Source organism: Virgibacillus sp. GM2-2, assembly GCF_055329585.1.
On record NZ_JBUZWC010000001.1, the window covers coordinates 519,661 to 534,769 of the forward strand.

Annotated in this window: 13 protein-coding genes; 5 read left to right on the top strand and 8 right to left on the bottom strand. The window is 39.6% G+C overall.

Annotated elements, in window-relative coordinates; genetic code table 11:
* Positions 1-231: 231 nt before the first annotated feature.
* Positions 232-711 (bottom strand): PaaI family thioesterase, encoded by a 480-nt coding sequence (locus ACY9Z2_RS02275; protein ID WP_463607979.1) that lies wholly within the window; start codon positions 709-711, stop codon positions 232-234.
* 272 nt (positions 712-983) lie between these two features.
* Here ACY9Z2_RS02275 and ACY9Z2_RS02280 point away from each other — a divergent pair, with 272 nt between their 5' ends.
* Positions 984-2,045, top strand: coding sequence for an NAD(P)/FAD-dependent oxidoreductase (locus tag ACY9Z2_RS02280; RefSeq protein WP_463607980.1), 1,062 nt, complete (start codon positions 984-986; stop codon positions 2,043-2,045).
* A 404-nt stretch (positions 2,046-2,449) separates the two neighbouring features.
* The gene (locus ACY9Z2_RS02285; protein WP_463607981.1) at positions 2,450-2,722 is read left to right on the top strand and encodes a phospholipase; all 273 of its coding nucleotides are present in this window, start codon (positions 2,450-2,452) and stop codon (positions 2,720-2,722) included.
* A 21-nt stretch (positions 2,723-2,743) separates the two neighbouring features.
* Here ACY9Z2_RS02285 and ACY9Z2_RS02290 read toward each other — a convergent pair whose 3' ends face one another.
* The 5 genes from ACY9Z2_RS02290 to ACY9Z2_RS02310 form a co-directional block, all read right to left on the bottom strand.
* Entirely contained in the window at positions 2,744-4,369 is a 1,626-nt protein-coding gene (locus ACY9Z2_RS02290) for a hypothetical protein (protein ID WP_463607982.1), read from the bottom strand.
* Positions 4,362-5,150: an ABC transporter ATP-binding protein gene (locus ACY9Z2_RS02295; protein WP_463607983.1), complete on the bottom strand. Its 789-nt coding sequence runs from the start codon at positions 5,148-5,150 to the stop codon at positions 4,362-4,364. The genes ACY9Z2_RS02290 and ACY9Z2_RS02295 overlap by 8 nt, the downstream gene beginning before the upstream one ends.
* 158 nt (positions 5,151-5,308) lie before the next feature.
* Positions 5,309-5,458, bottom strand: coding sequence for a hypothetical protein (locus ACY9Z2_RS02300; protein WP_463607984.1), 150 nt, complete (start codon positions 5,456-5,458; stop codon positions 5,309-5,311).
* Positions 5,459-5,724: 266 nt separating this feature from the next.
* Entirely contained in the window at positions 5,725-6,279 is a 555-nt protein-coding gene (locus ACY9Z2_RS02305) for a CBO0543 family protein (RefSeq protein ID WP_463607985.1), read from the bottom strand.
* Between the two features lie 78 nt (positions 6,280-6,357).
* Positions 6,358-6,792 (bottom strand): CBS domain-containing protein, encoded by a 435-nt coding sequence (locus ACY9Z2_RS02310; RefSeq protein WP_463607986.1) that lies wholly within the window; start codon positions 6,790-6,792, stop codon positions 6,358-6,360.
* A 215-nt stretch (positions 6,793-7,007) separates the two neighbouring features.
* Between ACY9Z2_RS02310 and ACY9Z2_RS02315 the strand changes: the two genes are divergently transcribed.
* From ACY9Z2_RS02315 to ACY9Z2_RS02325, 3 genes are all read left to right on the top strand, one after another.
* A complete protein-coding gene (locus ACY9Z2_RS02315; RefSeq protein WP_463607987.1) occupies positions 7,008-8,225 on the top strand; it encodes a dicarboxylate/amino acid:cation symporter in 1,218 nt (405 codons plus the stop codon).
* A 131-nt stretch (positions 8,226-8,356) separates the two neighbouring features.
* On the top strand, positions 8,357-9,265 hold the full coding sequence (locus ACY9Z2_RS02320; protein ID WP_463607988.1) for a YitT family protein: 909 nt from the start codon (positions 8,357-8,359) through the stop codon (positions 9,263-9,265).
* A 298-nt stretch (positions 9,266-9,563) separates the two neighbouring features.
* On the top strand, positions 9,564-11,954 hold the full coding sequence (locus tag ACY9Z2_RS02325; RefSeq protein ID WP_463607989.1) for an immune inhibitor A domain-containing protein: 2,391 nt from the start codon (positions 9,564-9,566) through the stop codon (positions 11,952-11,954).
* A 456-nt stretch (positions 11,955-12,410) separates the two neighbouring features.
* On the opposite strand, the gene ACY9Z2_RS02330 is transcribed toward ACY9Z2_RS02325, so the two are convergent.
* Together ACY9Z2_RS02330 and ACY9Z2_RS02335 are read right to left on the bottom strand one after the other, a co-directional pair.
* Complete coding sequence (locus tag ACY9Z2_RS02330; protein WP_463607990.1) at positions 12,411-14,063, bottom strand: FAD-binding dehydrogenase; 1,653 nt, start codon at positions 14,061-14,063, stop codon at positions 12,411-12,413.
* Between the two features lie 13 nt (positions 14,064-14,076).
* A complete protein-coding gene (locus ACY9Z2_RS02335; RefSeq protein WP_463607991.1) occupies positions 14,077-15,051 on the bottom strand; it encodes a 2-hydroxyacid dehydrogenase in 975 nt (324 codons plus the stop codon).
* Between the last annotated feature and the right edge of the window lie 58 nt (positions 15,052-15,109).

The window sequence follows — 15,109 nt, forward strand, 5'->3', positions numbered from 1 at the left end:
AGTATTATCTATAATAAAGAAAATCCATTCATGGAAGAAGTCATAAACGTCAAGTAGCATACATGACAAATGTCATGTATGCTACGATTTTTTGTAAGTACAATGCCGTAGTGGCGGTAAATTATGACTAGCATACCACACCAAAAATTTTTTCAGGTTCCCGCAATTTTTTGGCTTACATTGACTTGATGAGTGAATGAAAATCAACACGCACTGTCTCCGTTTGCAGAACTACTTCGCAAATGTATCAGGCATTACAACCGCGACAACTTCACCTTTGGCACAAAGTGTATCGCCAGCAAAAACTTCTGTGTGTACCTTCCACTTTTTCGGATGTACTTTTTCAATTGTACCAATAGCTTGTAATGGTATATCTTGTGGCGTCGGCTTCATAAAGTCAACGTGTAACGATCCAGTAACAAAACGTGGTGGTTCAACTCCATCACCTGGTTCGTGACCATTTTCTCTGTGTAGTGCAAGCGAAGCTGATCCTGTTCCATGGCAATCGATCAGTGATGCAATTAGACCACCGTAAACAAACCCAGGAATCGCAGTATGTTCTTTTTGTGGTGTATATGTAGTGACCGTTTTGTCCCCTTGCCAGCCTGTACGAAAATGATGACCACTTTCGTTCATTCTCCCACATCCATAGCACCAAGCAAAGTCTTCTGGATATTCATCCTGAATAGCATGTAGCAATTTTTCCGTCATAAATTTCCCTCTCCTTTTTTGGCAGGTAAGAAACTATAAATCCTTTCTTACTGCATAAGTGCAACTTAGGCTTTCGTCATAAAGACTTGACGATTAAAACTAAATTTTCTAATGTTACTCCTATTATACATTTTTAATGCAACTGTTTTTGCGGATAAAATAAATTAATTTCTGCAAAACTATACAAAAGCATTGATTTTCTAGTCTTCTTTTTATTTTTTTGGTAATCTGTATGGTAGAAGCACTTTTATTAACAGAGATGAGGGTTTTTCATGAAACGATTAGTCATTTTAGGTGGCGGATATGGTGGTATACGAATATTATCGAATCTGCTAGACAGCAACCTACCCGAGGATATACATATTACAGTAGTAGATCGTAATCCCTATCATTCGTTAAAAACGGAATATTACGCCATAGCTGCAGGGACAAAGTCCGATCGTGATGTACGTATCGACTTTCCCGAACATAATCAAGTGGAATATGAATTTGGTGAAGTTGCAAAAATTGATACCGAAAATCAGCAAATTTCATTCCTAGATTCCAGTAAATTTGTTAGTTATGATTATTTAGTAATAGCGCTTGGCTGTGAGGATAATTACCATGGTGTTCCAGGAGCAAGTGAATTCACGAAGAGCGTGCAAACTTTCTCCAACTCTCGGAATGCAGGACTTGCGATAAATAACTTAAAGGCATACGGAAAAGTTACCGTAGTAGGAGCAGGATTAAGTGGAATTGAAGTAGCGTCTGAGGTTCGTGAAAGTAGACCCGATCTAAATATACGACTGCTTGATCGAGGAGAAACTGTATTACGACCTTTTGATTCGAAAATACAGGAATATGTTGAAGACTGGTTCGTAAAAAATGATGTACAAGTATTGCATAACGCAAATGTCGATTATGTAGAAAAAGACGGCGTCTGCAATAATGGCGTGTGCTATGTAAATGATGTAACCGTTTGGACAGCAGGTGTACGGCCAAACTATCTAGTGCGCGAATTGGATTTTGAAAAAGACGAACAAGAAAAAATTATTGTGAATGACTTTTATCAGGTACCGACGAATACGAATGTATATGTTGTCGGTGACTGCGCATCATCCGAACATTCACCAAGTGCTCAATTAGCTAGACTACAAGGTGAGCAAATAGCTGACATCCTGGCTTCTGTATTTAAAAATGAGACGGTGAAACAACCAAAGGAAATTAAATTAAAAGGAACGCTAGGTTCGCTTGGTAAATCAGATGGCTTCGGCAACATGTTCCAGAAGCCTGCAACAGGGTTATTGCCACGATTAGCAAAATCCGGTGTCCTTTGGCTGAATAAACGACATTAAAAAGAAAAGCGCAGGCGACTGCTTAGTGCCGTACAAATAGTTAGGCAGGTGAATCGTAGGGTGCCCTTTCCATACGTTCATCCTGACTACCTATTTGCTAGGCGCTAGGAGCCGTAGCTAGACAAAAGAAAAGCGTAGGCGACTGCTTAGCGGCGTACAAATAGATAGCTAGACAAATCCTAATAACATAAGGCGTCAGCTACATCTCGAACAGTAGCTAACGCCTTTTTTCCGTAAAAATATATGAAATAACCATAGTTACACAACAACTAGACTGAAGTTCCATTCCACTGTGATAGAAAAACAGAGCTAGAAATCTCCAAGTCATTCCTAGGCATTTGACCTCCCATTTCTACTAGAAAAAGCATATTATGTACTATTCTAGTACGAGGAGGTTCGATCGCATGAACCGTTCATTCCCACGTTTTTGCATTTTTCCAGGCTACAACTGGTGTGGACCAGGATGCAGCGGCCCAGGTGCACCAATAAACAGGGTAGATGCGGCCTGCAAAGAACATGATTATTGCTATCGCAGAAACGAGCCACGCTGTAAATGTGACGTTGAATTTATCCGACGATTGCAAGCATGCCGTAATCCGCACACAAAAGAAGGACGACAAGCAAACATTCTCTATCAGTACATGCGTGCCCAAGCGCTTTTTACTTGTGGCTTCTAACCTACGATTACAATTCAGTACCTAGCGGGATGTCATTGTTCGCTTCCAGCCAACGACGTTTGCGATTCCAAGTATGACCATATAGATAATAATTCCGTAGTCAACCATAGACATTAAATAATGTGCTAACCAGAAAAATCCAGCGAATAAGGTTAGCAATATATTTTTTGCCGTATTCATATCCTGAGCAAATTCAAACGACTGCGAAAAAGGCAGCACTTCATCGTTTAACAGTTTAAAAGCTATAATCGTATGCAGGCACCCCGCTAAAAAAACAATAAACAAGTCAGGTATAATTTTCACCGAGAAAAACCCAACGAAAATTGCACTTAAAATCAAAAAGATTGGTAAGTAGATTTTAATGATAAAAGCCTTGATAGTACCACGATTCAACGCTGACAAATCCGTAATAGGTGTTACATGAAATAACCAGCTTCCATCACTATTCTCCGAGAATTTAAGCATATGCACAACCATAGGAATCATAATGCTACTGAAATAAATAGAAAAGTACATGTTACTTTCACCAATTTCAGCAAATGAACCATCGCGTACACTGTTTAGTAGAAAAATAAATGGAATAATGAATGCAAATCCTAACGAAGGATATACCTTCAACTTAAATTGGCGTTCTCTCTTCATTGATAACGCCGCAAATTGGAAAAACGCACGTTCTTCTCGATTAAAGCAAACCATTCGTGCCAAAATTTCATTCCATTTACCAGATTTTTTCTTCCCTCTTCCAGTATCATTTAATAGCTTCTGCAGATTCCGTTCAAAGGAAGGCATCAACCTGTAATAAATTAGAATCGATAAAATTGGAATGATCAACGCAAGAAGAGAAAATCCAACGATTACACCGGAGTAATTTTGGTTGAGCAACAGCTCAAATGGTCCACCAAACCAAATAGGCGGAATAAAAACATGCCACCAGCTAAAAGTATAAGAAATAGTTAGATCAACAAATTCAAACGACCTCACTAACACTTGGTACCCAACAAAGATTGCTATCGATAATAAGATTTGTACATAATTAATGATGTCTTTTAGTCGTTCCCCGCTGAAGAAATGTAATGTTATGATGTAAATCAATGCAGTCAATGCAACAGCGAATAACACGTTAACGAATAATACAGCTAAAAATAATAACGAAAATGCAGTACCCTTTGTCGCAAGCATAACGATAAACGGAACACCGATAAAAGCGCCAGTTAACAGTGTCATATAGATGATAACGTGCACCATTTTTGCTGCACTTATTGTCCGCCTATGAATTGGCTTCGTACCAAGGATGCTTTTATCCCGAACATCTAATAATACCGATGAGAAGTCTGAAATCATCGAGGTCATCAAGATAAACATAATGATTCCGAACACAATACTCATTTGAAAAATATAATTGTCACCAAGAAATAGAAAAGGAATTATAATCAGTCCATATAGCGCATACAGCCATAATGATTTTAAAAATTGATTCCCTTCCTTCTTTTTCTTAGAATTAGATGCTTCAAAAACTGTTGGGGCTCGCCGCCCGTCCATTATTAACTTTAACTCAAGAATCTTTCGCATTGCTTCGTAATCGACACCAAGCTTCTTGAAAAGAAATTTAAAGGCATCAACAATTTTTAACGATTGAAAATCACTCATGATGATTACCTCGGTTAACAATTCCAACAAACTTTTCAGCGATATCCTTATGCTCATCAAACCCAGTCAACTGGTTGAATATCTCTTCTAGTGTACCTTCCTTGCTTTGCTTCCTTAGCTCTTCAAAGGTGCCATCTGCGGCAATTCTTCCATCGACGAGTAAAACAATCCGATTGCTGATCTTTTCCACGACATCCATGATATGTGAGGAATAAAATATCGTTTTTCCCTGTTTCGATAGTTGGGCGAGAACCTCTTTAATGATCATCACACTATTTGCATCCAATCCGTTTAATGGTTCATCCAAAAATAACAGATCAGGATCATGCAATAGACTCGAAATAATTAAAACCTTTTGCTTCATACCTTTTGAAAATGAAGAGATTCGTGTATGGAAAACGTCGTCCATTTCAAATTGATTCATTAATTGACTTGCTTTTAAACTTGCTTCCTCTTTATCCATTCCATACAGCTCACCCATGAACGTAAGATATTCGCTTGCTGTTAGGTTATCATATACGTCTGCACTTTCTGGAACGTAACCGATTCTTTTTTTATATGTATGATCGCCAGTAGCTATATCCTGGTCAAAAATTTCTACCGTGCCACTATAATTCTCGATTAAACCAAGCATAATCTTAACTGTTGTGCTTTTACCGGCTCCGTTTGGGCCAATGTAACCAATTATCTGTCCTTTATACACATCCAGGTTTACTCCATTCAATACAGATGTTCCTCCAAAATGTTTGGTCAAATCCTTTATTGATAATACTTTTTCCACTTCAACCCTAACCACCCTTAGTACATAATTTTATAATAATTCTAACATATTTTGGTATTTAGTATAAGATGGTTAGTCGTAAGTTTTTCTTATAAGGTCTACCATAACTTTCTGACGTTATTAATAAAACCCCGCTGTAAAATCAGCGGGGTTTCCAATTAATCTTCCTTTTTACTATTATATTCATTTGGTGCTTCACTTTCGTGTGCATTGTAATTTTTGTATTGACTCTTCCGCCCGTTTCGATGCTCGCCATTGTTCTTATTTTCTTTAAATTGATTATTAAATTCCTTCTCCTTGTTGACCATGATAATGCCCCCTTCCTACTGAATAGTTTTTGAAAAAAGCTTTACATTATTCATTATTTACGGACACCAGGTACCTTATTTCCATTAAAAGAGGTATTTTCAAGGTCCAAGCGGACACAGGATGCGTTATCGTCCCACAATTTAGAGAATAGGACTGACTTTTCGCCGAATAAGGTCTCCTGTGTCCGCGTCATCCCAAAATCATGCTTATTTTGTTAAAATAAAGGATCGTGTGTCCGCACACTCGAATTCATTTCCGATTTCCATTACACTCCTACCTTCTCTAACGTATCTCGATTCGCCAGCCAATCGCAAATTATATAAATAACCATATAAATGGGCACCGAATAAATATATTGCCATCCAGTAAGTACATAATAATCTGTCCATACAAGAATCGGTTCTGCTATAAATCCTGTTATTAATCCGAAAACTAATCCCTTTTTCCATGGAGCGGTATGTGGCTTTGTTTGAATAAAAAACATAATAGCAACAGGTAACATACAAAAGTGGAATGGCGCCCATGCTGGGAAAGTTGGCATTGGTTTTCCTGTGTAATACCAAAGACCAAGCGCAGCCCCAATGTAATCGAGGCAGACTCCAACCAAGATGGAAAACAACCCTGCGTATAACAGTCGATGGGTGCTATCTTTTTTTCGATAAAAAATCCAAATAATCCAAGCTCCCACTCCCACCAAAATGGCTAACCACCAATCCCATTGGAGAAACGTTTCATCAAGCCAATAATTACCGAATTCATTATGTACACGGTGGAACGCATCATAATACCCTTCCACCTGTTCTACCTTTTCTTCTTTCATTTTTTGCACCTCGATTTAGCGTGTTTAAAAAGCATAGAAATAGAAGGTCATATCCATTCTACTTCTATGCTTTACATTTTATTTCTGCGGGTCAGATGGTGTAGAAATGTTTGAAAGTGCTTCTTCTGCGTCATTGGTTAACTGATTTTGTGTCGCCAAATCACCTAACGCGATCATTCCTACTATTTGTCCGTTCTCCACAACAGGTAACCGACGAACCTGTTGTTCAGCCATTAAATGAGCAGCTTCATGAACATCCATTTCTGGAGTTGCTTGTACAATTCGTTGTGCGGTCATAACTTCAGAAACCGGTGTTTGTGTACCCTCACCTTGAGCAGTTGAACGAAGCGTGATATCTCGGTCAGTAATCATACCAACCATTTCACCATTATTATTAACCACCGGAATCGAACCGATATTATACTGACTCATTAAGGAACTTGCTTCTTGAATTGACTGTGTTTCATTTACTGTGTATACGTTCTCCGTCATAATTTCTCGAATTTGTTGCATTCCATCACCTCCCTACTTTATATAGGGTGGTTAATTTTTGAAATTTTATGTTAGGGATTTTCTGCAAATTCTTAAGCAGTTGTTTTGACTCTTTTCTTCCAGTGATGTAGTTTATGAAAGTGAAATTCGTAGTATTTTTATATGAATACAATATTTTAACTTGAACACTTATTCTTTTCTCAATAGGGAATAGTAGTTTTGAAGGAGGTTTCAATATGAAAGCGATATGGAGAGGGTACCGTGATGCATCTCTCATTTTAAAAATTACTGTTGCACTCATTCTTGGTATTATTGTTGGCGTAATTTTTGGAAAAGATGCAGCCGTATTAGCCCCATTTGGTGACTTGTTAATTCGTTTGCTTAAATTTTTAATCATCCCACTGATCCTATTCACGTTAATTGTTGGGGTTAATCAAACACGAATTGGTAATCTAGGACGTATGGGCGGAAAAGTATTTGCTTATTATCTAGTCACTTCTGCTTTAGCAATAATTGTAGGGATAGCTGTCGCGAGCTTATTCGATCCTGGCACAGGTATGACGTTGGATACGAATGAAAAGTTCGAAGTACCAGAAGACCCAGGTGCAATAAGTGTAATACTTAGTATTATTCCAGATAATATTATTACCGCATTTAGTGAGCTAAATTTACTAGGTATAATTTTTACGGCAATTGTGTTTGGTATTGCTATTTCATCCTTACGTTCGTCAAAAGAACATGCTGAACTCGGAGAAAGTGTTTACAAGGTTGTAAACGGATTAAATGAAGCAACACTAGCCATTATGAAAGTTATTCTGCAATATGTTCCGATTGGGATTTTTGCCATTATAGCAAAAACTGTCGGGAATCAGGGTGCAGATACACTAATTTCACTCGGTAATATGATAATGGTTCTTTATGTAGCGTTGATTGTCCAGGTTGGTATCTATATTATTTTCATGCTTTTATCCAAAATAAAACCATCAACGTTCTTTTCACACGCTCGGACACCAATGATTACAGCATTTGTTACGCAAAGTAGCTCAGGCACTTTACCACTCACCTTAGATGCAGCAAAAAATCTTGGTTTATCAAGAAGTTTATATGGATTCAGTTTACCGCTTGGGGCGACAATTAACATGGACGGAGCTGCAATCCGTATCGCTGTATCAGCAGTGTTTGCTGCGAATATTATCGGAGACCCCTTAAGTTTTACAGAAATGCTTCAGGTTGTATTGGTAGGAACATTGGCTTCAGTAGGAACTGCTGGTGTGCCAGGGGCAGGAATTATCATGATTGCCACCGTTTTCGCACAACTTGGGCTCCCGATGGAAGCTGTCGGTCTTCTAACTGCAATTGATGCTTTAGTAGGTATGGGTTGTACAGCGTTAAACGTAACTGGCGATTTAGTCGGAACAAGTATTATCAATAAATCAGAAGAAAAAAAGGCTTAGATAAGGTGTCTGGTAGTTGGTTACACTAAAACAACATACCAGACACCTTATTTATACAGAGTTTTCCAAATTAGTGTTATAATAGATAATGGACATTCAATCGTTGTGGATGAATATATAGGGGGAAAACTATGCAAGATGAAACTATTCCGGAGAATTTCGAAAGCATCCAAAAGGCTAATCGGCAAAAAAGACTAACTAAAAAAAAGCTGTTACTGCGCATGATTTTTGTTCCATTAGGTGCTATGTTAGTAGCAGTTGGGCTAGAAATCTTTCTAGTACCAAATAACATCATCGATGGAGGCATCATCGGAATCTCCATCCTCACATCCTATTTAACCGACTTTAACCTAGGACTTTTATTGGTCCTCTTCAATCTTCCCTTCATTTTAATTGGATATAAACAAATCGGGAAAACCTTTGCAATTACTACAGTTATAGGCGATATCATTCTCGGAATTGGTGTGGCAGTTCTTCATCACGTTCCAGAAATAACAGAAGATCTTCTACTTGCATCTGTTTTCGGTGGAATTTGTCTAGGGGTAGGTGTAGGTTTAGTTATACGTCATGGTGGATCATTAGACGGAACAGAAATAATGGCAATTTTATTCAACAAGGCAACTCCCTTTTCGGTCGGTGAAGTTGTTATGTTTATCAATATCTTTATTTTAGGAAGTGCCGGTTTCGTGTTCGGATGGGATCGTGCCATGTATTCCTTAATTGCATACTTCATTGCGTTTAAAACAATCGACCTCACTATTGAAGGGCTTGACCAATCGAAGTCAGTGTGGATTATCAGTGATCAACACGAAGAAATTGGTGATGCCATAAATGCTAGGCTTGGTCGTGGCGTGACCTATCTCAATGGTGAAGGGGCATACTCTGGCGATGATAAAAAAGTAATTTTCACTGTCATAACACGTCTTGAAGAAGCCAAAGTAAAAAGCATCGTTGAAGAAAAAGATGAATCAGCCTTTCTAGCTGTCGGTGATATTCATGATGTAAAAGGTGGGCGTTTTAAGAAAAGAGCTATTCATTAAACTTACAATAGTAAAACTAGTAATAATGATTGACTCACATATCTATGTGAGTCTTTTTATGTATAAACATGTATAAATAGGTCAAATTACTTAATTTATTTTCAGTAAATTAGGACTATTTTTGTCCTTTTCCGTCGAAAATATTTACAATATTTAGCCTAGACTTTATTATTAGATTGTTACCAAACTTCTTTAATTAAGAGGTTAAAGGTAAACAACTAAACTATTAATCTATAGAGGGGGTTTACATACGATTTAAGGGCAGTTAAATCTAAAAAAACAGGAGGAAACGAAACTTATGTTGAAAAAGGGATTTATTCTCTCTACAACTCTAGCACTTACGCTAGGTTTAGGGGCAACAAATATTAGTGCAGCGACAGCAAGTGTTTCTGAATCTAATGACCTAACGGCAAAAGTACCACATTCGGTTAGTTCACCAGTAGATTTAGGCATTGCAAACGATGAGAAATTAATAGAGATGCTGAAAGAGAACGGCACAATCGCAAAGGATGCTACGCCTAAAGAGGCGAATAAAGCGTTAAAAAAATACCTAAAAGGCAAAGCTGAAAATGCGAAAAAGACGAGGGACAAGCTTCCGAAAGGTCTTGATGCTGATTTAGCAGGTAAAGATAAGAAGCACAACAACGCTTTAACAAATGGCAAAGGTAATAAACTTGGCCATGCTAAGAAAAACAAACCAGATTCTGTAGTGGAAGAAGATTGGAATGGTGAAGTTCGCTCTGATAAAGTATTAGTTCTTGCAATCGAATTCCCTGACTACAAACATAGTTCAATCACAAAAGAGGAAACAGATATGTGGTATGAAAATTATCCACTATCTCATTTCCAAGATATGATTTTTGGTGAAAACGGATATGAAGGACCAAACGGTAAAAACCTTATTTCGATGAAACAATACTACGAAAAACAATCTGGCGGTAGCTATACGGTAGATGGAACGGTTGCTGGTTGGTATACGGCAGATCATCCAGCTGCTTACTATGGCGGAAATTACCCAGCTCCAGATGGCAGTGATGCACGTCCGCGTCAATTGGTATTTGAAGCACTATCAAAAGCTGGTGCAGATCCGAATGTTGACTTAAGTGAGTACGATGTTTGGGACCGTTATGATTATGATGGTGACGGCGTAAAAGCTGAGCCAGATGGTGTAATTGATCACTTAATGGTAATTCACGCAGGTGTCGGTGAAGAGGCTGGCGGTGGATCACTTGGCGGTGATGCGATATGGTCACACCGTTGGAACTTAGGTGGTCTTATTGCAGTTCCTGGTGGTACATCTGATAGTGACCGCTTCAACGGGCAATTAGCAGCATTAGATTACACAATTGAGCCTGAAGACGGAGCTGCTGGTGTATTCATTCACGAATATGGTCATGATTTAGGTCTTCCAGATGAATATGACACCGTTTACAGTGGTGCTGGCGAACCGGTATCTTACTGGTCAATCATGTCAAGCGGAAGCTGGGCTGGTAAAGTACCTGGAACAGAACCTACTGGATTTAGCCCATATGCAAGACAAATGTTACAAACTAATCACGGTGGTAACTGGTTAAGCGGAACTACCCTGAATTCTTCTGAAATTACAAGTGAAGGAACATCGGTTCTTCTCGACCAAGCCATCACAAAAGGAACAAACAATGACGCAGTACGCGTTGATTTACCGAAAAAGGTTAACATACTAAACACTCCAGCAGCTGGAGAATTTGAATACTATGGTGGAAAAGGCGATGAAGTTGACCACAAAATGGTAACATCCATCGATTTAACAAATGCAACAAATGCAACGCTTGATTTCGATGCATGGTATAATATCGAGCAATATTGGGATTATGCAATGGTTCAAGTTTCAACAGACAATGGTGCTACTTGGACATCACTATCAAGTGAGCGTACACAAACACAACTTGATCCAAATGGATACCCTGCGATAAAGGAAAATTTACCTGGCTATACTGGTTCAAGTGATGGATGGGTACATGAAACTATTGACATAAGCGAATATGCTGGTCAAGAAATTCTGCTTCAATTCCGTTCTATGACTGACTGGGCAACAAACTTAGATGGATTCTTCGCTGACAATATTACAGTTACTGCTGATGGTAACGAAGTATTCTTTGATGGAGCTGAAGGAGATCTTAAGTTTGACCTAAACGGTTTTGAAAAGCATGACGGTAAATATAAGACAGATCATTATTACCTACTTGAGTGGAGAACACATAATGGTATTGACGAAGGGCTTGCTCACATCCGTCGTGGAGACAGTTTAATGAGTTTTGATCCAGGTTTAGTAGTATGGTATGTAGATGAATCATACGACAACAACTGGACAGGTGTTCACCCTGGTGATGGATTCCTAGGCGTAGTTGACGCTGATCAACATGCGGTAAAATGGAGTGATGGCTCAGTAGCATCTACTCGTTATCAAGTCCACGATGCTGCATTTAGCCTAGATAAGAAAGAAAAAATGTTCATTGATTACACAGATCTTTTAGGTCTTACTATGAAAGACAACTTTACGAAGCGTATTCCATTGTTTGACGACAGCGCTGACTGGAGTAACCCAAGTTTAGTTGACGCTGGACGTAATGTACCTGAATACGGATTGAAGTTCCGTGTTGTAGGTCAAAGCGCTGACGAAACTGTTGGTAAGGTATTGATTTACAAATAAGTACAATTAAGATGACCAAGGCTTATGTAGCCTTGGTCATCTTTTTTAAAAGATAAAAATATATAAAATCTGTCTAGCTCCAGCGCCCAGCAACTATCAGATGTTTTGGTGGGGCGAGCATTTAGCGCAGCCCCAAACTTCACACTCCTCCACTGCGATTAGAAGACTTGCCGATTGGTAAAACCAGAGGCTTAGTCGCACTTATACCCTTGCGGTGAAAGTCAACACCGGTTCGTACAAAAAGGAAGTTCGATTAAAACCGCACTTTGCGTGCAACATCGAACCACCCACGTTGCGTGGGCGCAGTTTGTACGTTGCTACGACGCACAGGACGTGCTAGTACAGGCGTTGCGACAGGATAAGGAAAACTCCTTTGAATGAACATCGCACGATGAAAATTGCTTTGTATTTTCGAGGACGTCGCGTTTTTAGCCTGTAAGGGCGCTTACGCTTTTTTTAGGTTAATTTTTTTACAATTGCTCTTCCTGCTTCTCGTCCAGTAAAAAGACATCCTCCTAGGAATGTACCTTCCAACGCTCGATAGCCGTGTAATCCTCCGCCGCCGAAGCCTGACACCTCTCCTGCTGCATAAAGCCCAGGAACAGCCTCTCCTGCATCATTTAATACTTGTCCTTCCAAATTGGTTTGAAGTCCACCTAGCGTTTTTCTACTGACAATATTTAACCGTACTGCAATGAGTGGGCCATTTTTCGGATCAAGAATTTTATGTGGGGACGCGACACGGATTAGCTTGTCACCCAAATAGTTACGCGCCCCACGTATTGCCGTGATTTGCAAATCCTTTGTATACGCGTTGTCTATTTCGCGGTCACGTGCCTCTATTTGACGTAAAATTTGCTCACGATCCAACAACCCCGCTCCAGTCAATTTATTCATACCAATTACAAGGTTATCAATATTATCTGCTACTACAAAGTCCTCGCCCTTATCCATGAATGTCTTAACTGGCGATGTCGGACCAGGCATTACCCTGCTTAATACCTTCTTAATACTTTTACCAGTTAAATCTGGATTTTGCTCGGATCCCGATAACGCAAATTCACGTTCAATAATTTTTTGTGTCAAAATAAACCACGAATAATCATAGCCAGTCTTTTGAATGGTTTCTAACGTCCCTAACGTGTCGAACCCAGGGAAATTAGGTGCTGGAAAACGATTCCCCTCCGCATCTAACCATAGTGACGATGGACCAGGTAAAATTCGAATACCATGCGCTGGCCAAACTGGATTCCAGTTTTTAATACCTTCTGTGTAATGCCACATCCGGTCACGATTCACGATTCGCCCTCCAGCAGCTTCCGTGATTGCAAGCATACGTCCGTCGACATGCGCTGGAACGCCAGATATCATATGTTTCGGCGCATCACCCAACCGCTTCGGCCAGTTTTTTCGAATCAACTCATGGTTAGCTCCAATACCACCACTCGATACTAATACCGCTTCTGCTCGATAATCAAAATCACCAATTACCTCGCGCGTATTTTCCTCACCTCGAGCTGCTAGGCTTTTAGCTAAAACTGATCCAGTCACTCCAACAATCGCTCCATTTTCGGAAATCAACTCATCGACCTGATGACGTGGCTTATAGACAATCTTGCCATTCTTCATATGCTCACGCACACGGGCTTCAAAAGGAGCCACTATTCCAGGACCAGTGCCCCAGACGATATGAAAGCGCGGTACCGAATTTCCATGACCTTCAGCAAGGTAACCACCACGTTCTGCCCAACCAACTACCGGAAAAAATTTCACACCCATCTCGCGTAACCATTTACGTTTCTCACCTGCTGCAAAATTTACGTACGCTTCTGCCCACTTCTTTCCCCAGTAATCCTCGTCCTCGCTATCGTAACCTGCAGTTCCAACCCAATCCTGCCACGCTAATTCTTTTGAATCCTTTATTCCCATTCGACGTTGCTCTGGCGAATCTATTAAAAATAACCCTCCAAATGACCACCATGCTTGTCCCCCAAACGAGGCTTCAGGTTCTTGATCAAGAAGTAATACTTTCTTACCCCCATCCGCTAGCTCAGCCGACGCAACTAATCCCGCAAGTCCAGCACCTACTACGATTACGTCTACATCCATTTATACATCCCCCTTATTTAAATAATTCTTTATTTAAAAGATTTACAGGCTCCTGTCCGTTCAATCCTTGAATTAAGTTTTTCATAGCCAGCTCAAACATTTTCATGCGTGTTTCAAACGTTGCTGATCCAATATGAGGAACAGTAATCACATTTGACAACCCCAACAATGGATGTTCGACCGGGATCGGTTCTTTTTCAAATACATCCAATGCAGCTGCACGAATTTCACCCGCTTTCAGTGCTGTTACTAACGCTTTTTCGTCAACATTCTCCCCACGTGACCCATTCACAAAAATGGCAGATTGTTTCATTTTGGAAAATTCCGTGGTGCCTATTATGTGCTTCGTCTCTGCATTTGCCGGTACCATTAACAAGACATAATCTGCCTCAGTTAACAGTTCATCAAACTCGCAATACTGTGCATTAAAATCCGCAGCTACTTCATCGTTTCGTGTTCGATTATGATACAAAATTTCCATATCAAATCCGAAATGTGCTCGTTTTGCAACCGCTGCTCCAATCCGTCCCATACCAATAATCCCTAGCTTTTTGTGGTGAACGTCTACACCATAATGTTCGATACCAATCATATCTGACCACTTTTTATCTTTCACATATTGGTCAAGCTCTGGTATTCGTCTTGCTGCAGCAAGTATTAGTGCCATCATTGCGTCAGCTGTTGTATCATCAAGCACATCGGGTGTATTCGTTCCCATAACGCCATGCTTTGTCATTTCTGCTAAATTTAAATTGTCATACCCAACCGAGATATTGCTAACGATTTTCAGGGCAGAGGCATGCTCTAAAAGTTCCATATTAATCGGCAATCCCATACCGATCAATCCTTGGCAGTCTTTTAGTTCATCTAAAAAACTTCCATAATGCTCTGTAACATTCTCGAATTGTACAAGATCAACATACTCCTGTAGCTTTTCAATAGCTACAGCTGGCAAGCCATGATAAGCAATTACTTTTGGTTTTTGCATAATCAATAAACCCTCCTATATTTTTACTTAACATTCCAATCAATTCTAAGTCATTGGT